Raw genomic sequence first — 16687 nt, 5'->3', positions numbered from 1 at the left:
AAGACTGGGGTCGGACCCTCAGGGGCCGACCCCGGCACTTGCAGCTGGGTTTAAAAAATTGAAGCGAGACGCCATGACCTACCAAAACATCCTCTTCACCATCGAGCAGGGCATCGCGACGCTCACCCTGAACCGTCCCGACAAACTCAATAGTTTTACGCAAGCCATGCACGAGGAAGTGCGCGATGCGATTGCGCAAGTGAACGCCGACAGCGCCGTGCGCGTGTTCGTGCTGACGGGCGCGGGCCGTGGCTTTTGCGCGGGCCAGGATCTGTCCGACCGCGCCGTCGAACCGGGTTCGAAAAGCGTGGACCTGGGCGAGTCGGTGGAAAAGAACTATGCACCGCTGGTGCTGGCCTTGAAAGCACTGCCGATGCCCGTGATTTGCGCCGTCAATGGCGTGGCCGCCGGCGCGGGCGCCAACCTGGCGCTGGCCTGCGACATCGTCATCGCCGGCAAGTCGGCCAGCTTCGTCGAAGTGTTCTGCAAGCTGGGCCTGATCCCGGACACGGGCGGCACTTTCTTCCTGCCGCGGTTGATCGGTTCGGCGCGCGCCATGGGCCTGGCCATGCTCGGCGAAAAACTGACGGCCGAAAAAGCCGAGGACTGGGGCCTGATCTGGAAATGCGTGGACGATGCGCAGCTGGCCGAAGAAACGCGCAAGCTGGCCGTGCACTTTTCCACGGCGCCGACCAGGGGCCTGGCCTATACCAAGCAGGCGCTGGCCGCCAGCGGTGCGAATACCTTGCCGCAGCAGCTGGCGCTGGAAGCGCGCATGATGAGCGATCTCGGTCACAGCGACGATTACCGCGAAGGCGTGGCCGCCTTCATGGAAAAGCGCGCACCGCAATTCAAGGGACACTGATATGAGCGCATTGGCACACAATAGTATCGTCGCCGTCATCGGCAGCGGCGCCATGGGCGCCGGCATCGCACAGGTGGCTGCGGCCGCCGGCTACACAGTCAAGCTGTACGACACGCGCGCGGAAGCCGTCAGCAAGGCGCTGGCCGACATCGGCAAGATGTATGCGAAGCTGGCTGAAAAGGGCCGCATGACGGCGGAAGAAGCCACGGCCGCCACGGCGCGCCTGCAGGCGGCCGGCAGCCTGGCCGAGGTGAGCGACGCTTCTCTGGTGGTGGAAGCCATCGTGGAAAATCTCGACGTCAAGCGCGGCCTGTTCGCCGAACTCGAAGCGTTAGTCAGCGACGACTGCATCCTGGCGACAAACACGTCGTCGATTTCCGTGACGGCCATCGCCGCCAAGTTGCGCCGCCCTGAACGCCTGGTCGGCATGCACTTCTTTAATCCCGTGCCCCTGATGGCGCTGGTCGAAGTGATCAGTGGCCTGGCCACCAGCGAACAAGTCGCCGCCACCGTGTATGACACCTCGATCGCCTGGGGCAAGAACCCCGTGCATGCGAAATCGACGCCCGGCTTCATCGTCAACCGTGTCGCCCGTCCGTTTTACGCGGAAGGCTGGCGCCTGTTGAACGAACAGGCGGGCGATGCTGCCACCATCGATGCCGTGCTGCGCGAAGCGGGCGGTTTCCGCATGGGGCCATTCGAGTTGATGGACCTGATCGGCCACGACGTCAATTTCTCCGTCACCCAATCCGTGTTCGGCGCCTATTTCAACGACCCGCGCTTCACGCCGTCCGTGCTGCAGCAGGAAATGGTCAACGCCGGTTTCCTCGGCCGCAAATCGGGCCGTGGCTTTTACCTGTACAGCGAAGGCGCGCCTGCCCCCGTGGCGCAGGCGGAAAGCGCGCAAGCGACCCCGGAATTCGTCGCCCTGTCGGCGGCCATCGGCGGCGATGGCCGTGGCCACAGCGGCGTCATTCGCAGCCTGGTGCAGCGCCTGGAGCAGGCCGGCATCACCGTCAGCCGCCGCGTCATGCAGGAAGGCCAGGCGCATGACGAAGCGCCGGCCCTGCATTGCCACGGCGCCGCGATTTATCTCACGGACGGACGCAGCGCCACCCAGCGCGCGCACGACAACCAGCATCCTGACACGGTGCTGTTCGACCTGGCGCTCGATTACGCCGGAGCCAAGCGCATTGCCGTGGCGCGTGCCGACCAGTGCAGCGATGCCGCCTACGCAGCTACCGTCGGCCTGTTCCAGGCAGCCGGTTTCATCGTCACGCGCCTGGACGACGTGCCTGGCCTGGCCGTCATGCGCACGGTGGCCATGCTGGCCAATGAGGCGGCCGACGCCGTCAACCAGGGTGTGTGCACGGTAGCTGCCGTCGATATCGCCATGCAGAAGGGCGTCAATTATCCGCGCGGACCGCTGGCCTGGGCCGATGCGGTGGGCGTCCAGCAGATCGTGACCGTGCTGCACCACCTGGCGCATGGCTATGGCGAAGACCGCTACCGTGTCTCGCCGCTGCTGCGCCGCAAACTTGCCACTGGAGCGACGTTTCATGCCGAATGATATGTCAAATAAGGACCACAACATGACCGCGCAAGCTCTGGCTGAAGCGGCCGCCGCTTCCATGCTGTCGCGCGACAACGCCACCGCTGCCATGGGCATCGCCCTGGCCGAGGTGGGACCCGGCCATGCGCGCATGACGATGACGGTGCGCCCAGACATGCTCAATGGTCACCAGACCTGCCACGGCGGCTTTATCTTTGCCCTGGCCGACAGCGCCTTCGCGTTTGCCTGCAACAGCTACAACATGAATACCGTGGGCGCCGGCTGCAGCATCGATTATCTGGCGCCGGGCCGCGAAGGCGACGTGCTCACGGCGCATGCCGTCGAACAGGCGCTGGCCGGCAAGAGCGGCGTCTACGACGTCAAGGTCAGCAACCAGGATGGCCGCGCCGTCGCGCTGTTTCGCGGCAAGTCGATCCGCGTGGCGGGCGAAGTCATCAGCAATTGAAGTGACAAGAGCAGGCTTGAACTGCCAGTACCGATTGAATAGTTAAGGAATTAAACAGGAGACAATGATGGTCCAACGTACGCCTTCCCCCAATGACCTCGAACCGATCGAGCGCGCCAGCAAGGATGAATTGCAGGCGCTGCAGCTCGAACGCATGAAATGGACGCTCAAGCACGCGTATGACAACGTGCCCCATTACCGCGCCGCTTTTGACGAAGCGGGCGTGCATCCGGACGACCTGAAGTCGCTGTCCGACTTGTCGAAATTCCCGTTCACCGATAAAAAAGTCTTGCGCGATAATTACCCGTTCGGCCTGTTTGCCGTGCCGCGCGAGCAAGTGGTGCGTATCCACGCATCGAGCGGCACCACGGGCAAGGCCACGGTAGTTGGCTACACGCAGAACGACATCGATACCTGGGCCAACGTGGTGGCGCGCTCGATCCGCGCTGGCGGCGGCCGCGCGGGCGACATGGTGCATATCTCCTACGGCTACGGCCTGTTCACGGGCGGCCTGGGCGCGCACTATGGCGCCGAACGCCTGGGCTGCACCGTCATCCCGATGTCGGGTGGCCAGACGGAAAAGCAGGTGCAACTGATCCAGGATTTCAAGCCATCGATCATCATGGTCACGCCGTCGTACATGCTCAACATCATCGAGGAATTCACGCGCCAGGGTCTCGATCCGGCTGAATCGTCGCTGAAGGTGGGCATCTTCGGCGCCGAGCCGTGGACGGACGCCATGCGTGCGGAAATCGAAGCGCGCGCCGGCATCGACGCCGTCGACATCTATGGCCTGTCCGAAGTGATGGGGCCTGGTGTGGCGTCCGAATGCATCGAAAGCAAGGACGGTCCCGTCATCTGGGAAGACCATTTTTATCCCGAAATCATCGATCCGGAAACGGGCGAAGTGCTGCCGGATGGCTCGGAGGGCGAACTGGTCTTCACCTCGCTGTCGAAGGAAGCGCTGCCTGTCATCCGCTACCGCACGCGCGACCTGACCCGCTTGCTGCCGCCCACCTCGCGCTCGATGCGCCGCATCGGCAAGATCACGGGCCGCTCGGACGACATGCTGATCATCCGCGGCGTGAACGTCTTCCCCACCCAGATCGAAGAGCTGATTTTGAAGATGCCGAAGCTGGCGCCGCAATACCAGCTGGTGGTCACGCGCGACGGCCACCTCGACAAGCTTGAAGTGATCGCCGAGCTGCGTATCGACCTCACCGCCACCATTTCGGCCAGCGAGACCGATGGCTTGGCGCGCGAGCTGGAACACCGCATCAAGACGCATGTGGGCGTGAGCACGCGCGTGCGCCTGGTGGCCGCCGCCGGCATCGAACGCACCCTGACGGGCAAGGCCCGCCGCGTGGTCGACCAGCGCCCGAAGCTTTTCCCCTGATAGTCCGAACAAGGAAGCATACATGAACGAAGCCTTTATCTGTGATGCCGTGCGCACTCCCTTTGGCCGCTATGGCGGGGCACTCTCCAGCGTGCGCGCCGACGACCTGGGCGCGCTGCCGATTGCCGCGCTGATCGCCCGCAATCCTTCCGTCGACTGGTCCGCCATCGACGACGTGTTCTACGGCTGCGCCAACCAGGCGGGCGAAGACAACCGCAACGTGGGCCGCATGGCTGCGCTGCTGGCCGGTTTGCCGGCAGCAGTGCCGGCCAATACCATCAACCGCCTGTGCGGCTCCAGCCTGGATGCCGTCGGCATGGCTGCCCGCTCCATCAAGGCGGGCGAGGCGGAGCTGATCATTGCCGGTGGCGTGGAAAGCATGACACGCGCGCCTTTCGTGATGGGCAAGGCTGACGGCGCATTCTCGCGCGCGGCGAAAATCGAAGACACGACCCTGGGCTGGCGCTTCGTCAATGGCAAGATGAAAACGCAGTACGGCATCGACACCATGCCGGAAACGGCGGAAAACGTGGCCGTGGAATTTGGCATCAGCCGCGCCGACCAGGATGGTCTGGCCTTGCGCAGCCAGCAGCGCTGGGCGGCCGCTAACGCGGCTGGCGTCTTCGATCGCGAAATCGTGCCCGTCGCCGTGCCGCAGAAAAAAGGCGAGCCGAAGATGGTCACCAGCGACGAACATCCGCGTCCCGATACCTCGATCGAGATGCTGGCAAAGCTCAAGGGCGTGGTCAAACCGGATGGCACGGTCACGGCTGGCAATGCCTCTGGTTTGAACGACGGCGCCTGCGCCATCCTGCTGGCGTCCGCCGCCGCCGTGGACAAGTACAAATTGACGCCGCGCGCAAAAGTGCTGGGCATGGCCACGGCCGGCCTGGCGCCGCGCATCATGGGCTTTGGCCCCTCGCCAGCCTCGCGCAAGGTGCTGGCGCAGACGGGATTGAGCATCGAGCAGATGGATGTGATCGAGCTCAATGAAGCGTTTGCGGCGCAGGCGCTGGCCGTCACGCGCGACCTGGGCCTGGCGGACGACGCGGCCCACGTGAACCCGAATGGCGGCGCGATTGCCATCGGCCACCCGCTGGGCGCATCGGGTGCGCGCCTGGTGATGGCCGCATTGAACCAGCTGGAACGCACGGGCGGGCGCTATGCGCTGTGCACCATGTGCATCGGCGTGGGGCAGGGTATTGCTGTCGTAATTGAACGCGTATAAAAAAGTAAAAAAGGCGCAGGCTGGTAAAAAAAGCGCCAACCATACATTGACCGTAGTGCCAACCTGGTGGAGACCACAATGATTGCCAATATTTTCAAGAAAACCCTGATCGCTGGCGTGCTGGCCATGTCCGCCGCAGGCGCGTATGCGGCCGAGAACATCAAGATCGGATCCGTGCTGTCCGTCACGGGACCTGCCGCCTTCCTGGGCGACCCTGAACTGAAAACCCTGCAGCTGTATATCGAGAAAATCAATGCGGCCGGCGGCGTCCTGGGACGCAAGCTGGAACTGGTGCACTACGACGACGGCAGCGATGCGGCCAAGGCCAACGGTTTTACCAAGCGCCTGATCGAGTCGGACAAGGTCGATGTGCTGATCGGTGGCACCACCACCGGCGCGACGATGGCGATGGCGCCGCTGGTGGAGCGTGCCAGCATGCCGTTCATTTCGCTGGCAGGCGCCGTGGTCATCATCGACCCCGTCAAGAAATGGGTGTTCAAGACGCCCCATACGGACCGCATGGCGGCCGAGAAGGTGTTCGAGGACATGAAGAAGCGTGGCATCAGCAAGGTCGGTCTGCTGTCGGAAACGAGCGGCTTCGGCGCATCGGGCCGCAAGGAATCGCAGATCGTCGCCTCCAAATATGGCATCACCCTGGTGGCCGATGAAACCTACGGCCCGAAAGACACGGATATCACGGCGCAGCTCACGCGCATCAAGAATACGGCCGGCGTGCAAGCCGTCTTCGTCTTTGGGCTGGGCCAGGGTCCTGCCGTGGTGACCAAGAACTATGGCCAACTGGGCATGTCCGCGCTGCCGCTGTACCAGTCGCACGGCGTGGCGTCGGACGAGTATCTGAAGCTGTCGGGCAAGGCCGCCGAAGGCGTGCGCCTGCCAACACCGGCCCTCTTGATCGGCGCCATGCTGCCCGATAGCGACGCGCAGAAGGCCATCGTGGTCGGCTACGACAAGACGTATAAAGAGCGCTACAAGATCGATCCGTCGACCTTTGGCGGCTATGCACTCGATGCCCTGAATCTGTCGGTCGATGCCATCAAGCGCGCCGGCGGCACGGATCGCGAAAAAGTGCGGGCGGCGCTGGAAACGACCAAGGGTTTTGTCGGCACCACCGGTGTCTTCAACATGTCGGCCAAGGACCACATGGGCCTGGACCTGTCGGCGTTCCGCATGGTGGAAGTGAAGAACGGCGAATGGCAATTGTCGAAATAATGTTCGAAATTTGTTCGAAATAAGTAAGCCAGAAGTACCTGCGCGGGCTGCCCTTGAAGGCGGTCCGCGCGTAGCCGAACATAATGGAGACACCATGGAAGTCGCTCAATTTCTACAATTTCTGTATTCCGGGATGACGGTCGGTTCCGCCTACGCACTGGCGGCGCTGGGCTTTACCATCATCTACAACACCAGCGGCGTGATCAACTTCGCCCAGGGCGAATTCATCATGCTGGGCGGGATGCTGGCCGCCGTGATGTCGGCCGCCGGCGTGCCGCTGCCGCTGGCCATCATCCTGGCCGTCATCGCCACGGGCCTGGTTGGCCTGCTGATGGAAAAAACCGTGATCGAACCGGCGCAAAATGCGCAGGTCATTACCCTGTTGATCATCACCATCGGCGCCTCGCTGGTACTGCGCGGCCTGGTGCAAATCTGGCTGGGCAAGGATACGCATACATTGCCAGCGTTTTCCGGCGACGCGCCGATCGAATTTTTGGGCGCCAGCCTGCTGCCGCAAAGCCTGTGGGTACTGGGCGTGACGGTCGTCATCGTGCTGGTGCTGGGCTGGTTCTTCGGCCGCACCCTGATGGGCAAGGCCATGCTGGCCACTTCGCACAACAAGCTGGCGGCGCAATTGGTGGGCATCAACACGCGCAAGGTGCTGCTGTTTTCGTTCGGCCTGTCGGCCCTGCTGGGCGCGGCGGGCGGCATCCTCGTCGCGCCGATCACGTATACCTCGTATGACGCGGGCATCATGCTGGGCCTGAAAGGCTTTGTCGCCGCCGTATTGGGTGGCCTGGGCGGCGGCGCCGGCGCGATTGCCGGTGGCCTCATTCTCGGCATTGCCGAAGCCATGACGGCCGGCTACATCTCCTCGGCATATAAAGACGCGGTGCCGTTCGTGCTGATCCTGTTGATCCTGTTCTTCCTGCCGCAAGGCTTGTTTGGCGCTAAAAATTCGGAGCGTGTATGAAGAATTTCTTTACCCGTTCGCGCCACGGTGGACTGCTGGTGCTGGCCCTGGTGCTGGCCATCCTGCCGCTGTTCCTCACCAATGCGTTCTACTATGACGTGGCGATCCGCATTGCCCTGAACGCCATCGTCGTCATCGGCCTGAACCTGTTGATGGGCTACACGGGCCAGATCAGCCTCGGTCACGCAGGTTTCTATGGCCTGGGCGCGTATGCGTCGGCCGTGCTGACCACGCATTACGGCTGGCCGCCGCTGGCCGCCCTGGCCGCCGGTGCCGTCGCCACCGGCTTGCTGGCGCTGCTGCTGGCGCGTCCCGTGTTGAAGCTCAAGGGCCATACCCTGGCCATGGCGACTCTGGGCCTGGGCATCATCATTTCCATCGTCATCAACAACGAAACGCAATGGACGGGCGGCCCCGATGGCATCGGGGTCTCCGCTTTCAGTGTCGCCGGGCTGGAAATCGCCGGTGAAAAATCGTGGTACCTGGTGTGCGCCGTGCTGCTGTTGCTGGTCACCTGGCTGGCCCTGAACCTGATCGATTCGCCCGTCGGCCGCGCGCTGCAGGCGATCCACGGCTCGGAAGTGGCAGCCCGCGTGGTCGGCGTCGATACGACCCGCTTCAAGGTGCGCGTGTTCGTGCTGTCGGCCGTCATTGCCAGCATTGCGGGCAGCATCAGCGCCCACTACATCGGTTTTATCACCCCCAACCTGGCCGGCTTCTTCCACTCGATCGAGCTGGTAACGATGGTGGTGGTGGGCGGCATGGCATCGATCTTCGGCTCCATCATCGGTGCGGCCCTGCTGACGATCCTGCCGCAACTGCTGTCCAGTTTTGAAGGCTGGGAAACGGTGGTCTTCGGCGTGATTTTGATGGCCACCATGATTTTCATGCCCAAAGGTCTCGTACCGAGCCTGGCCAGCCGTTCGCGCAAGCGGGCAGGGGTGCCCAAGGCGCCCGCCGCATCAAATAAACCACCGGCACAGGAGGTGTGAGATGCTGACGATTAACAATCTGAGCAAGAGCTTCGGCGGCGTGCACGCGGTGCAGGACGTGAGCTTCACCGTCAAGGAAGGCAATATCCACTCCGTGATCGGGCCGAACGGCGCCGGCAAGACGACTCTGTTCAACCTGATTACGGGTGTGTACACGCCGACCCGGGGCGAGATTTTGCTGAATGGCGAAAATGTGGCCGCCATGCCGCCCGATGCGCTGGCGCGGCGCGGCATGAGCCGCACCTTCCAGAACCTGCAGGTGTGCATGAACATGACGGCCATCGATAATGTCATGGTGGGCGCGCATCTGCGCCTGAACCAGAACCTGTTCGCCTCCATGCTGCGTTTGCCGTCCGTGCGCCGTGCCGACGCGGCCTGTCGCGACGAGGCGGCGGACCTGATGGAGTTTGTCGGCGTGGGGCGGCATATCGATGACGAGGCGGGGCAGATGTCGTATGGCGCCTTGAAACGCCTGGAAATCGCGCGCGCGCTGGCGGCCAAACCGAAGGTGCTGCTGCTCGATGAGCCGGCGGCTGGTCTGAACCATACCGAGACGGGCGAGATCGAAGCCTTGATACGCAAGGTGGCGCAATCGGGCGTGACGGTGGTGCTGGTCGAGCATGATATGAAACTGGTGATGAATCTGTCGGACCATATCCTGGTGCTCGACTATGGCAAGAAGCTGGCCGAAGGGACCGCCGCCGAAGTGCGCGCCAACCCCGACGTGGTGGCCGCGTATCTGGGAGTGGCGGCATGATGAAGATGGAAAAACCTCAAACTCCGCTGGTGCTCGATATCGCCGGCTTGACCAGCCATTACGGCCGCATCCAGGCCCTGCACGGCATCGACCTGCAGGTGCGCCAGGGCCAGCTGGTGGCGCTGGTGGGCGCGAATGGCGCCGGCAAGACGACCCTGCTGCGGGCGATTTCCGGCGTGCAGCCGATCAGCGCGGGCAGCATCGTTTTCGCCGGCCAGGACGTCAGCCGCATGAGTGCCGACAAACGCGTGCGCAGCGGCATTTGCCAGGTGCCGGAAGGGCGGCAAGTGTTCGGCCCCATGACGGTGGAAGACAATCTGCGCCTGGGCGCCTTTACGCGCCCCGCGCAGGACGTGGCGGGTGACATGGAGCGCATGTATGGGCTGTTCCCCATCCTGAAGGAAAAGCGCTTGTTGCTGGCCGGTACGCTGTCCGGTGGACAGCAGCAGATGCTGGCCATGGCGCGCGCGCTGATGGGCCGTCCGCAACTGCTGCTGCTTGATGAGCCGAGCATGGGCCTGGCGCCACTCTTGATCGCGGAAATCTTCCGCATCGTCGCCGAACTGCGCGACCAGGGCATCACCATTTTCCTCGTCGAGCAGAATGCCCACGCGGCCCTGTCGATTGCCGACGTGGGTTACGTGATCGAGACGGGCGCCATTACGCTGTCCGGCCCCGGTCCCGAATTGCTGCATAACGAGCAGGTACAAAGCGCGTACTTGGGTATGTAACCCGAAGGGCGGGCCCTGAGGGTCCGACCCCGGCAGTTGAGGTCTTGGGCTGAAAGCACGCTTTATCTCAAGGCATATAGGAGTTTTTATGGTCAAAGTCTACGAAATCAACGGCGTCACCCCCGTCGTCCACCCCAGCGCCTATGTGCATCCGAGCGCGGTATTGATCGGCGACGTGATCGTTGGCCCGCGCTGCTATATCGGTCCGCTGGCCTCGATCCGCGGCGACTTCGGCCGATTGATCCTGGAAGAGGGCGCGAACCTGCAGGATACCTGCGTCATGCACGGTTTCCCCGGTTGCGACACGGTGGTCGAAGTCGATGGCCACATCGGCCACGGCGCCGTGCTGCATGGCTGCCGCATCGGCCGCAATGCGCTCGTCGGCATGAATGCAGTGGTGATGGACAATGCCATCATCGGTGAGGAATCCATCGTCGCCGCCATGAGTTTCGTCAAGGCGGGCATGATCGTCGCGCCGCGCAGCATGGTGGTGGGCACGCCCGCCAAGGTGATACGGTCGCTCACCGACGATGAAATCAAATGGAAAAGCTCGGGCACCAGCCAGTACCACGAACTGGCCGTGCGCTCCATGCAGACGATGCGCGAAGTGGACGCCCTGACGCAAGTCGAGGCGAACCGCCAGCGCCTCAATTTTGAATCCGCCTTGCCGCTGCACTTGCACAAGAACGCCGCAGCGCAGTAAGCACGCAGTAACCCAACATAGGAGTAAATCACATGGCTCACATATCCACCCTGCAAAGCCTGATCGCCGGCCGCTGGCTGGGCGAAAGCGCCGCCGTGCCCCTGCATAGCGCCTTGAACAACCGCGTGATCTATCACACGCATGCCGAGAAGATCGACTTCGACGAAGCCGTTACGTATGCCCGCAAGACGGGCGTGCCGGGCCTGATGGCGCTGGACTTCCAGCAGCGCGCCGCGCGCCTCAAGGCGCTGGCCCTGTACCTGGTCGAGCGCAAGGAAGAACTGTATGCGATCTCGCACCTGTCGGGCGCCACGCGCGCCGATAGCTGGGTCGATATCGAAGGCGGCACGGGTACCCTGTTCGCCTACGCCAGCATGGGCAGCAACGAGCTGCCGTCGTCGAACGTGCTGCACGAAGGCCCGGCCATCGCGCTCGGTAAAAAAGGCGGCTTCGCCGGTACGCACATTCTGGTGCCGCGCGGCGGCCTGGCCGTGCACATCAACGCCTTCAATTTCCCCATCTGGGGTCTGCTGGAAAAATTCTCGCCGAGTTTTCTCGCCGCCATGCCCTGCATCGCCAAGCCGGCCACGGCGACGAGCTACCTGACGCAAGCCGTCGTGCGCATGATGCATGAATCGGGCTTGCTGCCGGCTGGCAGCTTGCAACTGGTGATCGGTTCCACGGGCGACTTGCTGGACCGTTTGAATGGCCAGGATTTCGTCACGTTTACAGGCTCGGCCGCTACGGCGGCCAAGCTGCGCACGAATCCGAACCTGATCGCCCAGTCCGTACCCTTCAACGGCGAAGCCGATTCGCTCAACTGCGCCATCCTGGCGCCGGACGTCACGCCAGACGACGTGGAATTCGACCTGTTCGTCAAGGAAGTGGTACGCGAGATGACGGGCAAGTCGGGCCAGAAGTGCACGGCGATTCGCCGCATCATCGTGCCCGAGCACCTGATGGATGCCGTCGGCACGCGCTTGCGCGAGCGCCTGGCCAAGGTGGTGGTGGGCGACCCGTCCATCGAAGGCGTGCGCATGGGCGCGCTGGCCTCGAAGGAACAGCAAAACGATGTGGCGGAGCGTGTCGCCACCCTGTCGCAGGGTAACGAGGTGGTATTTGGCGCGGCCGACGGTTTCAGTCCCCTGGGCGATGGCGCCCTTGACGGCAGCTTTTTCTCGCCGACCTTGCTGCTGTGCCGCGACGCCTTCGGCAACGATGCCGTGCATGATGTGGAAGCATTCGGCCCCGTCAGCACCATGATGGGCTACAAGGATATCGACGAGGCGCTGGCGCTGGCCGCGCGCGGCAAGGGCAGCCTGGTGAGTACTCTGGTGACGCGCGATCCGAAGATCGCCGCGCGCGTGGTGCCGCAAGTAGCGGCCACGCATGGCCGCGTGCATGTGCTCGAGCGCGTGGCCTCCGTCGATTCGACGGGCCATGGCTCGCCCTTGCCGCAACTGAAGCACGGCGGCCCTGGCCGCGCGGGCGGCGGCGAGGAACTGGGTGGCGTGCGCGCCGTGCGCCACTACCTGCAACGGGCGGCCGTGCAAGGCTCGCCGACCATGCTGGCGGCGATCACCGGCGAATACGTGCGCGGCGCGGATGTCAACGAAAGCCCGATCCATCCGTTCCGCAAGCACTTCGAAGACCTGAAGACGGGCGATTCGCTGCTGACGCACCGCCGCACTGTCAGCGAAGCGGACATCGTCGCCTTTGGCGGCATCTCGGGCGATTTCTTCTACATGCACTTCGATGAAATCGCGGCGAAAGAGTCGCAGTTCGGCAAGCGCATCGCCCACGGCTACTTCGTGCTGTCGGCCGCCGCCGGCCTGTTCGTCTCGCCTGGCGTCGGTCCCGTGCTGGCCAACTATGGCTTGGATAACCTGCGTTTCGTCGCCCCCGTCGCCATCGGCGATACCATCCGCGCGCGCCTGACCTGCAAGCGCAAGGTCGACCGCAACCGCAAGGACGTCTTTGGCGTGGGCCAGGGCGTGGTGGCGTGGGACGTACAGGTGACCAACCAGAACGAGGAACTGGTGGCCAGCTACGACATTCTGACCCTGGTGTCGAAGCGCGAGTAAGCGTTTTCGCAGCACGGCATCGACCGGCGCCACCCGCGATCTTTGCGCGGGTGGCGTTTTTTTATCCGAGTTCCTTTCGTCTTGAATTATCCATAAGTGTATGAAAAATATACCGAAAGTGTGGTTTTTTCCATCTGCTCATTAGATAAAATCCTCTAGAAACCATGTTTTTTCGATGAAAAATGGCAAAATCGGTAATTGCCATAGGAAAACTTTTCAAAGCAGACTTTTTCTCTGTAGCATGGTTCTACTCACTGGTCACACCGTCATTCATGCCATGCAAGGCGACGGCGGCGCAAAAAAGGACCCGGCCTGTTATGGCCGGTGAACCATCGACCTCGAGCCCAACTCCACGATTAACGTTCACCGCTACGGGTATTTAATTACTATGAATAAACACGTCCTGATTTTTCTGCTGGCCATGCCCCTGGCCATCAGCCACGCCTACGCTGAAGATGTCGCCAGCGGCCCGACCGTCAAGATCAGCGGTTTCGGCACGGCCGCGCTAACTGTGGCCGATACCGACAAGGCCCAGTTCGCGCGTCCGAACCAGGCCGCCGGCGCCGGTCGGACAGCCCGTACGGGCGTCGATTCGAACCTGGGATTGCAGGCCAATGTCACCGTCAATCCCTGGTTGTCGGCCACCGTGCAAGGCCTGGCGCGCAAGGATGGCGAAGATGATTTCGGCGCCGAACTGGCGTGGGCTTTCGCCAAGGCCAAGGTGTCGGACAGCTTCAGCGTCCGCGTTGGCCGCATGGGTCTGCCCGTCTTCATGATTTCCGATTACCGTAACGTGGGCTATGCCAATACCATGCTGCGCCCACCGGGCGAAATGTATTCGCAGGTGCCTCTGAACAGCATCGATGGCATCGATGGCACTTACCAGTTCAGCTTGGGCGATACCAGCATCACCACGCAGCTGGCGCTGGGCCGCACCAAGGCCACCCTGGCAACGGGACCCGATTCGACCGTGCATGTGGAAGGCAAGTCCATCGTTGCGCTGAACATGGTGGCCGAACATGGTCCCCTGACCCTGCGTTTCGGCCGTGCCGAGACCAAGCTGACGATCAATGATTCGCCCAGCCTGAATACCTTGATGGGCAGCTTGCGCGCGGCCGGCAGCGGCTACCGGATCGCCCAGCTGGGCGCCCTGGCTGATGCGCTGGAAGTCAAGGACAAGAAGGCGTCCTTCACGTCCGTGGGCCTGGGCCTGGACTGGAACAATGTCCTGGTACAGTCCGAGTATGCCAAGCGCAAGACGGACAGTTATATCAGCGACAGTACCTCGTGGTACGTGATGGGCGGCTACCGCATCGGCGCCTTTTTGCCGTATTACAGCCATGCCAGCCTGAAGGCCGATGATCGCGTGAATAACACTGTGCCGGCTGCCTGCCCGGCCGGTTATCCAGCCGCCTGCACGCCAACCCTGCGCGCACTGTCGGCCGGCGTCAATACCATGGCCAACACGCGCAACCAGCTGGAGCAATCGACGGACAGCATCGGCGTGCGCTGGGACTTCCACCGTTCGGCCGCCTTGAAGGTGCAGATCGACCGCATCAAGCCGAAGAATGGCCAGGGCCTGTTCGTGCAAGCCAAGCCGGGTTTCAGCGGCCCCGTCACGGTGGTGGCTGCCGCCATCGATTTCGTTTTCTAAGGAGCGCCACATGAAACCATTTATTTTGCATATGGCTGCCTTGCTGGCCTTGTCGATGAGCGTTCCCGCCATGGCCGAAGTGGTCGTGGTGGTCAATCCCAAAAGCGCCGCCGGCGCGATGACGAATGAACAGGTGGCGCAATTTTTCCTCGGGAAATCGACGGCCATGACGCCGATCGACCAGCCGGAAAGCGCCCCCGTGCGCGCCGAGTTCTACAAGAAGGTGACGGACAAGGAACCGTCGCAGGCGAAGGCCCTGTGGTCCAAGCTGGTCTTCACGGGCAAGGCGACCTTGCCGAAAGAGGTGGCCAATAGCGCCGACGTGAAAAAGGCCGTGGCCGCCGATCCGAAAGCCATCGGCTATATCGAAAAGAGTGCCGTCGACGCCAGCGTCAAAGTAGTGCTGACGGCGCCATAAGGCCGGCTCGGGCCGCGCGCCATGCGGCGGCCCGATAATTCATCAGAATCAGGAGACAGCAATGAGCATCAAACGCAAGATATGGGCGCTGCCCGCCGTATCGGCCGTGATCTTCGGCCTGGGACTGGCCGTCAGTGCCTACCTGTCTACGGCCGCGCTCAATTCCATTCACGCCACCGAAAGCGCCGACTATCCTGTGCTCGACATGGCCAAGTCGCTGACGCTGGACCTGGCCGCCGTCGGCGATGGCTTGCGCGACGCCGTCAGCGAAGGTGACAAGGAGCGCATCGGGCAAGTCGATGGCCAGGCTGTCAAGCTGCGCGCGAAGCTGGCCGCCTTTGCCGCCATTCCCGGCCAGCGCGAGCACGGCATGCAATTGGCGAAGGAGTTCGATGCCTACTATGCGCCGGCCATGAGTGCGGCGCGCATCATGCTGGAAATGGAAGAGGGCGACCCGCAAGCCACTGTGGCCCGCATGCAGGGCGCGCTGGCGGTGCTCAATACGGACCTGGCCAAGACCAACGAACAGGCGCAAGCGCAATTCAAGCAAGGCATCGAGCGCAGTGCGGCGAATGTGCGTCATGCCCTCAATACCAGCATCGCCGTGGCGCTGGCCGTCATTGTTTGCCTGGCGGCCGTGTCGCACTTTGTCGTGCGCGCCATCTGGCAGCAGTTGGGCGGCGAACCGGAATATGCGCGCCAGATCGCGCGCGCCGTGGCCGATGGCGACCTCTCGATGCACATCGAGACCGAGGCGGGCGACCAGGCCAGTCTGCTGGCGGCGCTGAAGGAGATGCGTGGCCGGCTGGCTGGCATGGTGTCCGGTATCAAGGCATCGGCCGAAACCATCCAGGTGGCCAGCGCGGAAATCGCGCAAGGCAATGCGGACCTGGCCGCGCGCACGGAATCGCAGGCGGGCAGCCTGGATCAGACGGCGCGCAGCATGGATAGCCTTACAAGCACCGTGCGCGACAACGCGGCCAATGCGGGCCAGGCGCATGCACTGGTGGTGTCGGCGTCTTCTGTCGCCGTGAAAGGCGGGCAAGTGGTCAGCCAGGTGGTCACCACCATGGGCGAGATCAATGACTCGTCCAGGCGCATTGTCGACATCATCGGCGTGATCGACGGCATCGCCTTCCAGACGAATATCCTGGCCTTGAATGCGGCCGTGGAAGCGGCGCGCGCGGGCGAGCAGGGACGCGGTTTTGCCGTGGTGGCATCCGAAGTGCGCAACCTGGCGCAGCGCAGCGCGGCAGCGGCGCGCGAGATCAAGCAATTGATCGGCGATTCGGTGGCCAGGGTGAATGTCGGCTCGAAGCTGGTCGACGAGGCGGGGCTGACCATGGGCCAGATTGTCGAGTCGGTGAAAAAGGTGGCCGACATCATGGCCGAAATCAGCGCCGCCAGCCAGGCGCAGAGCGCCGGCATCGGCGATATCGGCGTGGCCATCGGCAGCATGGACCAGATGACGCAGCAAAACTCCGCGCTGGTGGAAGAGGCGTCAGCGGCGGCCGAATCGCTGCAGGAACAGGCCGTGCAACTGGGCACGGCGCTGGCCGTGTTCAAGCTGGCGCAGGACGGCGCGCCGGCAATCAGCCCCATGCCGGCGGCACGGCGGCTGGCGTTGAGGTAAGCTGC

General features: G+C 63.1%; 15 protein-coding genes. All 15 read left to right on the top strand.

The features are described 5' to 3' along the window. Positions 1–73: 73 nt before the first annotated feature. The 15 genes from paaG (at position 74) to CNX70_RS25935 (ending at position 16682) form a co-directional block, all read left to right on the top strand. On the top strand, positions 74–865 hold the full coding sequence (gene paaG, locus CNX70_RS26005; RefSeq protein ID WP_096237921.1) for a 2-(1,2-epoxy-1,2-dihydrophenyl)acetyl-CoA isomerase PaaG: 792 nt from the start codon (positions 74–76) through the stop codon (positions 863–865). Between the two features lies 1 nt (position 866). Beyond that, positions 867–2435 (top strand): 3-hydroxyacyl-CoA dehydrogenase PaaH, encoded by a 1569-nt coding sequence (gene paaH / locus CNX70_RS26000; RefSeq protein ID WP_096237920.1) that lies wholly within the window; start codon positions 867–869, stop codon positions 2433–2435. Between the two features lie 22 nt (positions 2436–2457). After that, entirely contained in the window at positions 2458–2883 is a 426-nt protein-coding gene (gene paaI / locus CNX70_RS25995) for a hydroxyphenylacetyl-CoA thioesterase PaaI (RefSeq protein ID WP_425269212.1), read from the top strand. Between the two features lie 67 nt (positions 2884–2950). Beyond that, positions 2951–4279, top strand: coding sequence for a phenylacetate--CoA ligase PaaK (gene paaK, locus CNX70_RS25990; RefSeq protein ID WP_096237919.1), 1329 nt, complete (start codon positions 2951–2953; stop codon positions 4277–4279). A gap of 22 nt (positions 4280–4301) precedes the next feature. Beyond that, the gene (gene pcaF / locus CNX70_RS25985) at positions 4302–5507 is read left to right on the top strand and encodes a 3-oxoadipyl-CoA thiolase (protein ID WP_096237918.1); all 1206 of its coding nucleotides are present in this window, start codon (positions 4302–4304) and stop codon (positions 5505–5507) included. Between the two features lie 78 nt (positions 5508–5585). Beyond that, on the top strand, positions 5586–6737 hold the full coding sequence (locus CNX70_RS25980; protein WP_096237917.1) for an ABC transporter substrate-binding protein: 1152 nt from the start codon (positions 5586–5588) through the stop codon (positions 6735–6737). A 94-nt stretch (positions 6738–6831) separates the two neighbouring features. Continuing rightward, positions 6832–7710 (top strand): branched-chain amino acid ABC transporter permease, encoded by an 879-nt coding sequence (locus CNX70_RS25975; RefSeq protein WP_010401459.1) that lies wholly within the window; start codon positions 6832–6834, stop codon positions 7708–7710. Continuing rightward, complete coding sequence (locus CNX70_RS25970; RefSeq protein WP_096237916.1) at positions 7707–8702, top strand: branched-chain amino acid ABC transporter permease; 996 nt, start codon at positions 7707–7709, stop codon at positions 8700–8702. Before CNX70_RS25975 ends, CNX70_RS25970 begins: the two co-directional genes overlap by 4 nt. Before the next feature lies 1 nt (position 8703). Next, positions 8704–9459 (top strand): ABC transporter ATP-binding protein, encoded by a 756-nt coding sequence (locus CNX70_RS25965; protein ID WP_096237915.1) that lies wholly within the window; start codon positions 8704–8706, stop codon positions 9457–9459. After that, positions 9459–10190 carry an ABC transporter ATP-binding protein gene (locus CNX70_RS25960; RefSeq protein ID WP_096237914.1) on the top strand — a complete coding sequence of 244 codons (732 nt, stop codon included), beginning with the start codon at positions 9459–9461 and terminating at the stop codon, positions 10188–10190. Before CNX70_RS25965 ends, CNX70_RS25960 begins: the two co-directional genes overlap by 1 nt. An 88-nt stretch (positions 10191–10278) precedes the next feature. Beyond that, a complete protein-coding gene (gene paaY / locus CNX70_RS25955) occupies positions 10279–10893 on the top strand; it encodes a phenylacetic acid degradation protein PaaY (RefSeq protein WP_096237913.1) in 615 nt (204 codons plus the stop codon). A 32-nt stretch (positions 10894–10925) separates the two neighbouring features. Further along, positions 10926–12977 (top strand): phenylacetic acid degradation bifunctional protein PaaZ, encoded by a 2052-nt coding sequence (gene paaZ, locus CNX70_RS25950; RefSeq protein ID WP_096237912.1) that lies wholly within the window; start codon positions 10926–10928, stop codon positions 12975–12977. 388 nt (positions 12978–13365) lie between these two features. Further along, positions 13366–14631, top strand: a complete 1266-nt coding sequence (locus tag CNX70_RS25945) for a hypothetical protein (RefSeq protein WP_096237911.1) — start codon at positions 13366–13368, stop codon at positions 14629–14631. Positions 14632–14641: 10 nt separating this feature from the next. Next, positions 14642–15049: a type 2 periplasmic-binding domain-containing protein gene (locus CNX70_RS25940; RefSeq protein ID WP_096237910.1), complete on the top strand. Its 408-nt coding sequence runs from the start codon at positions 14642–14644 to the stop codon at positions 15047–15049. A gap of 61 nt (positions 15050–15110) precedes the next feature. After that, positions 15111–16682: a methyl-accepting chemotaxis protein gene (locus CNX70_RS25935; RefSeq protein ID WP_096237909.1), complete on the top strand. Its 1572-nt coding sequence runs from the start codon at positions 15111–15113 to the stop codon at positions 16680–16682. Positions 16683–16687 lie beyond the last annotated feature (5 nt).

This window comes from Janthinobacterium svalbardense (genome assembly GCF_002327145.1).
Taxonomy (GTDB): Bacteria; Pseudomonadota; Gammaproteobacteria; order Burkholderiales; family Burkholderiaceae_D; genus Janthinobacterium; species Janthinobacterium tructae.
This window is presented reverse-complemented; position numbering and strand designations above follow the sequence as displayed.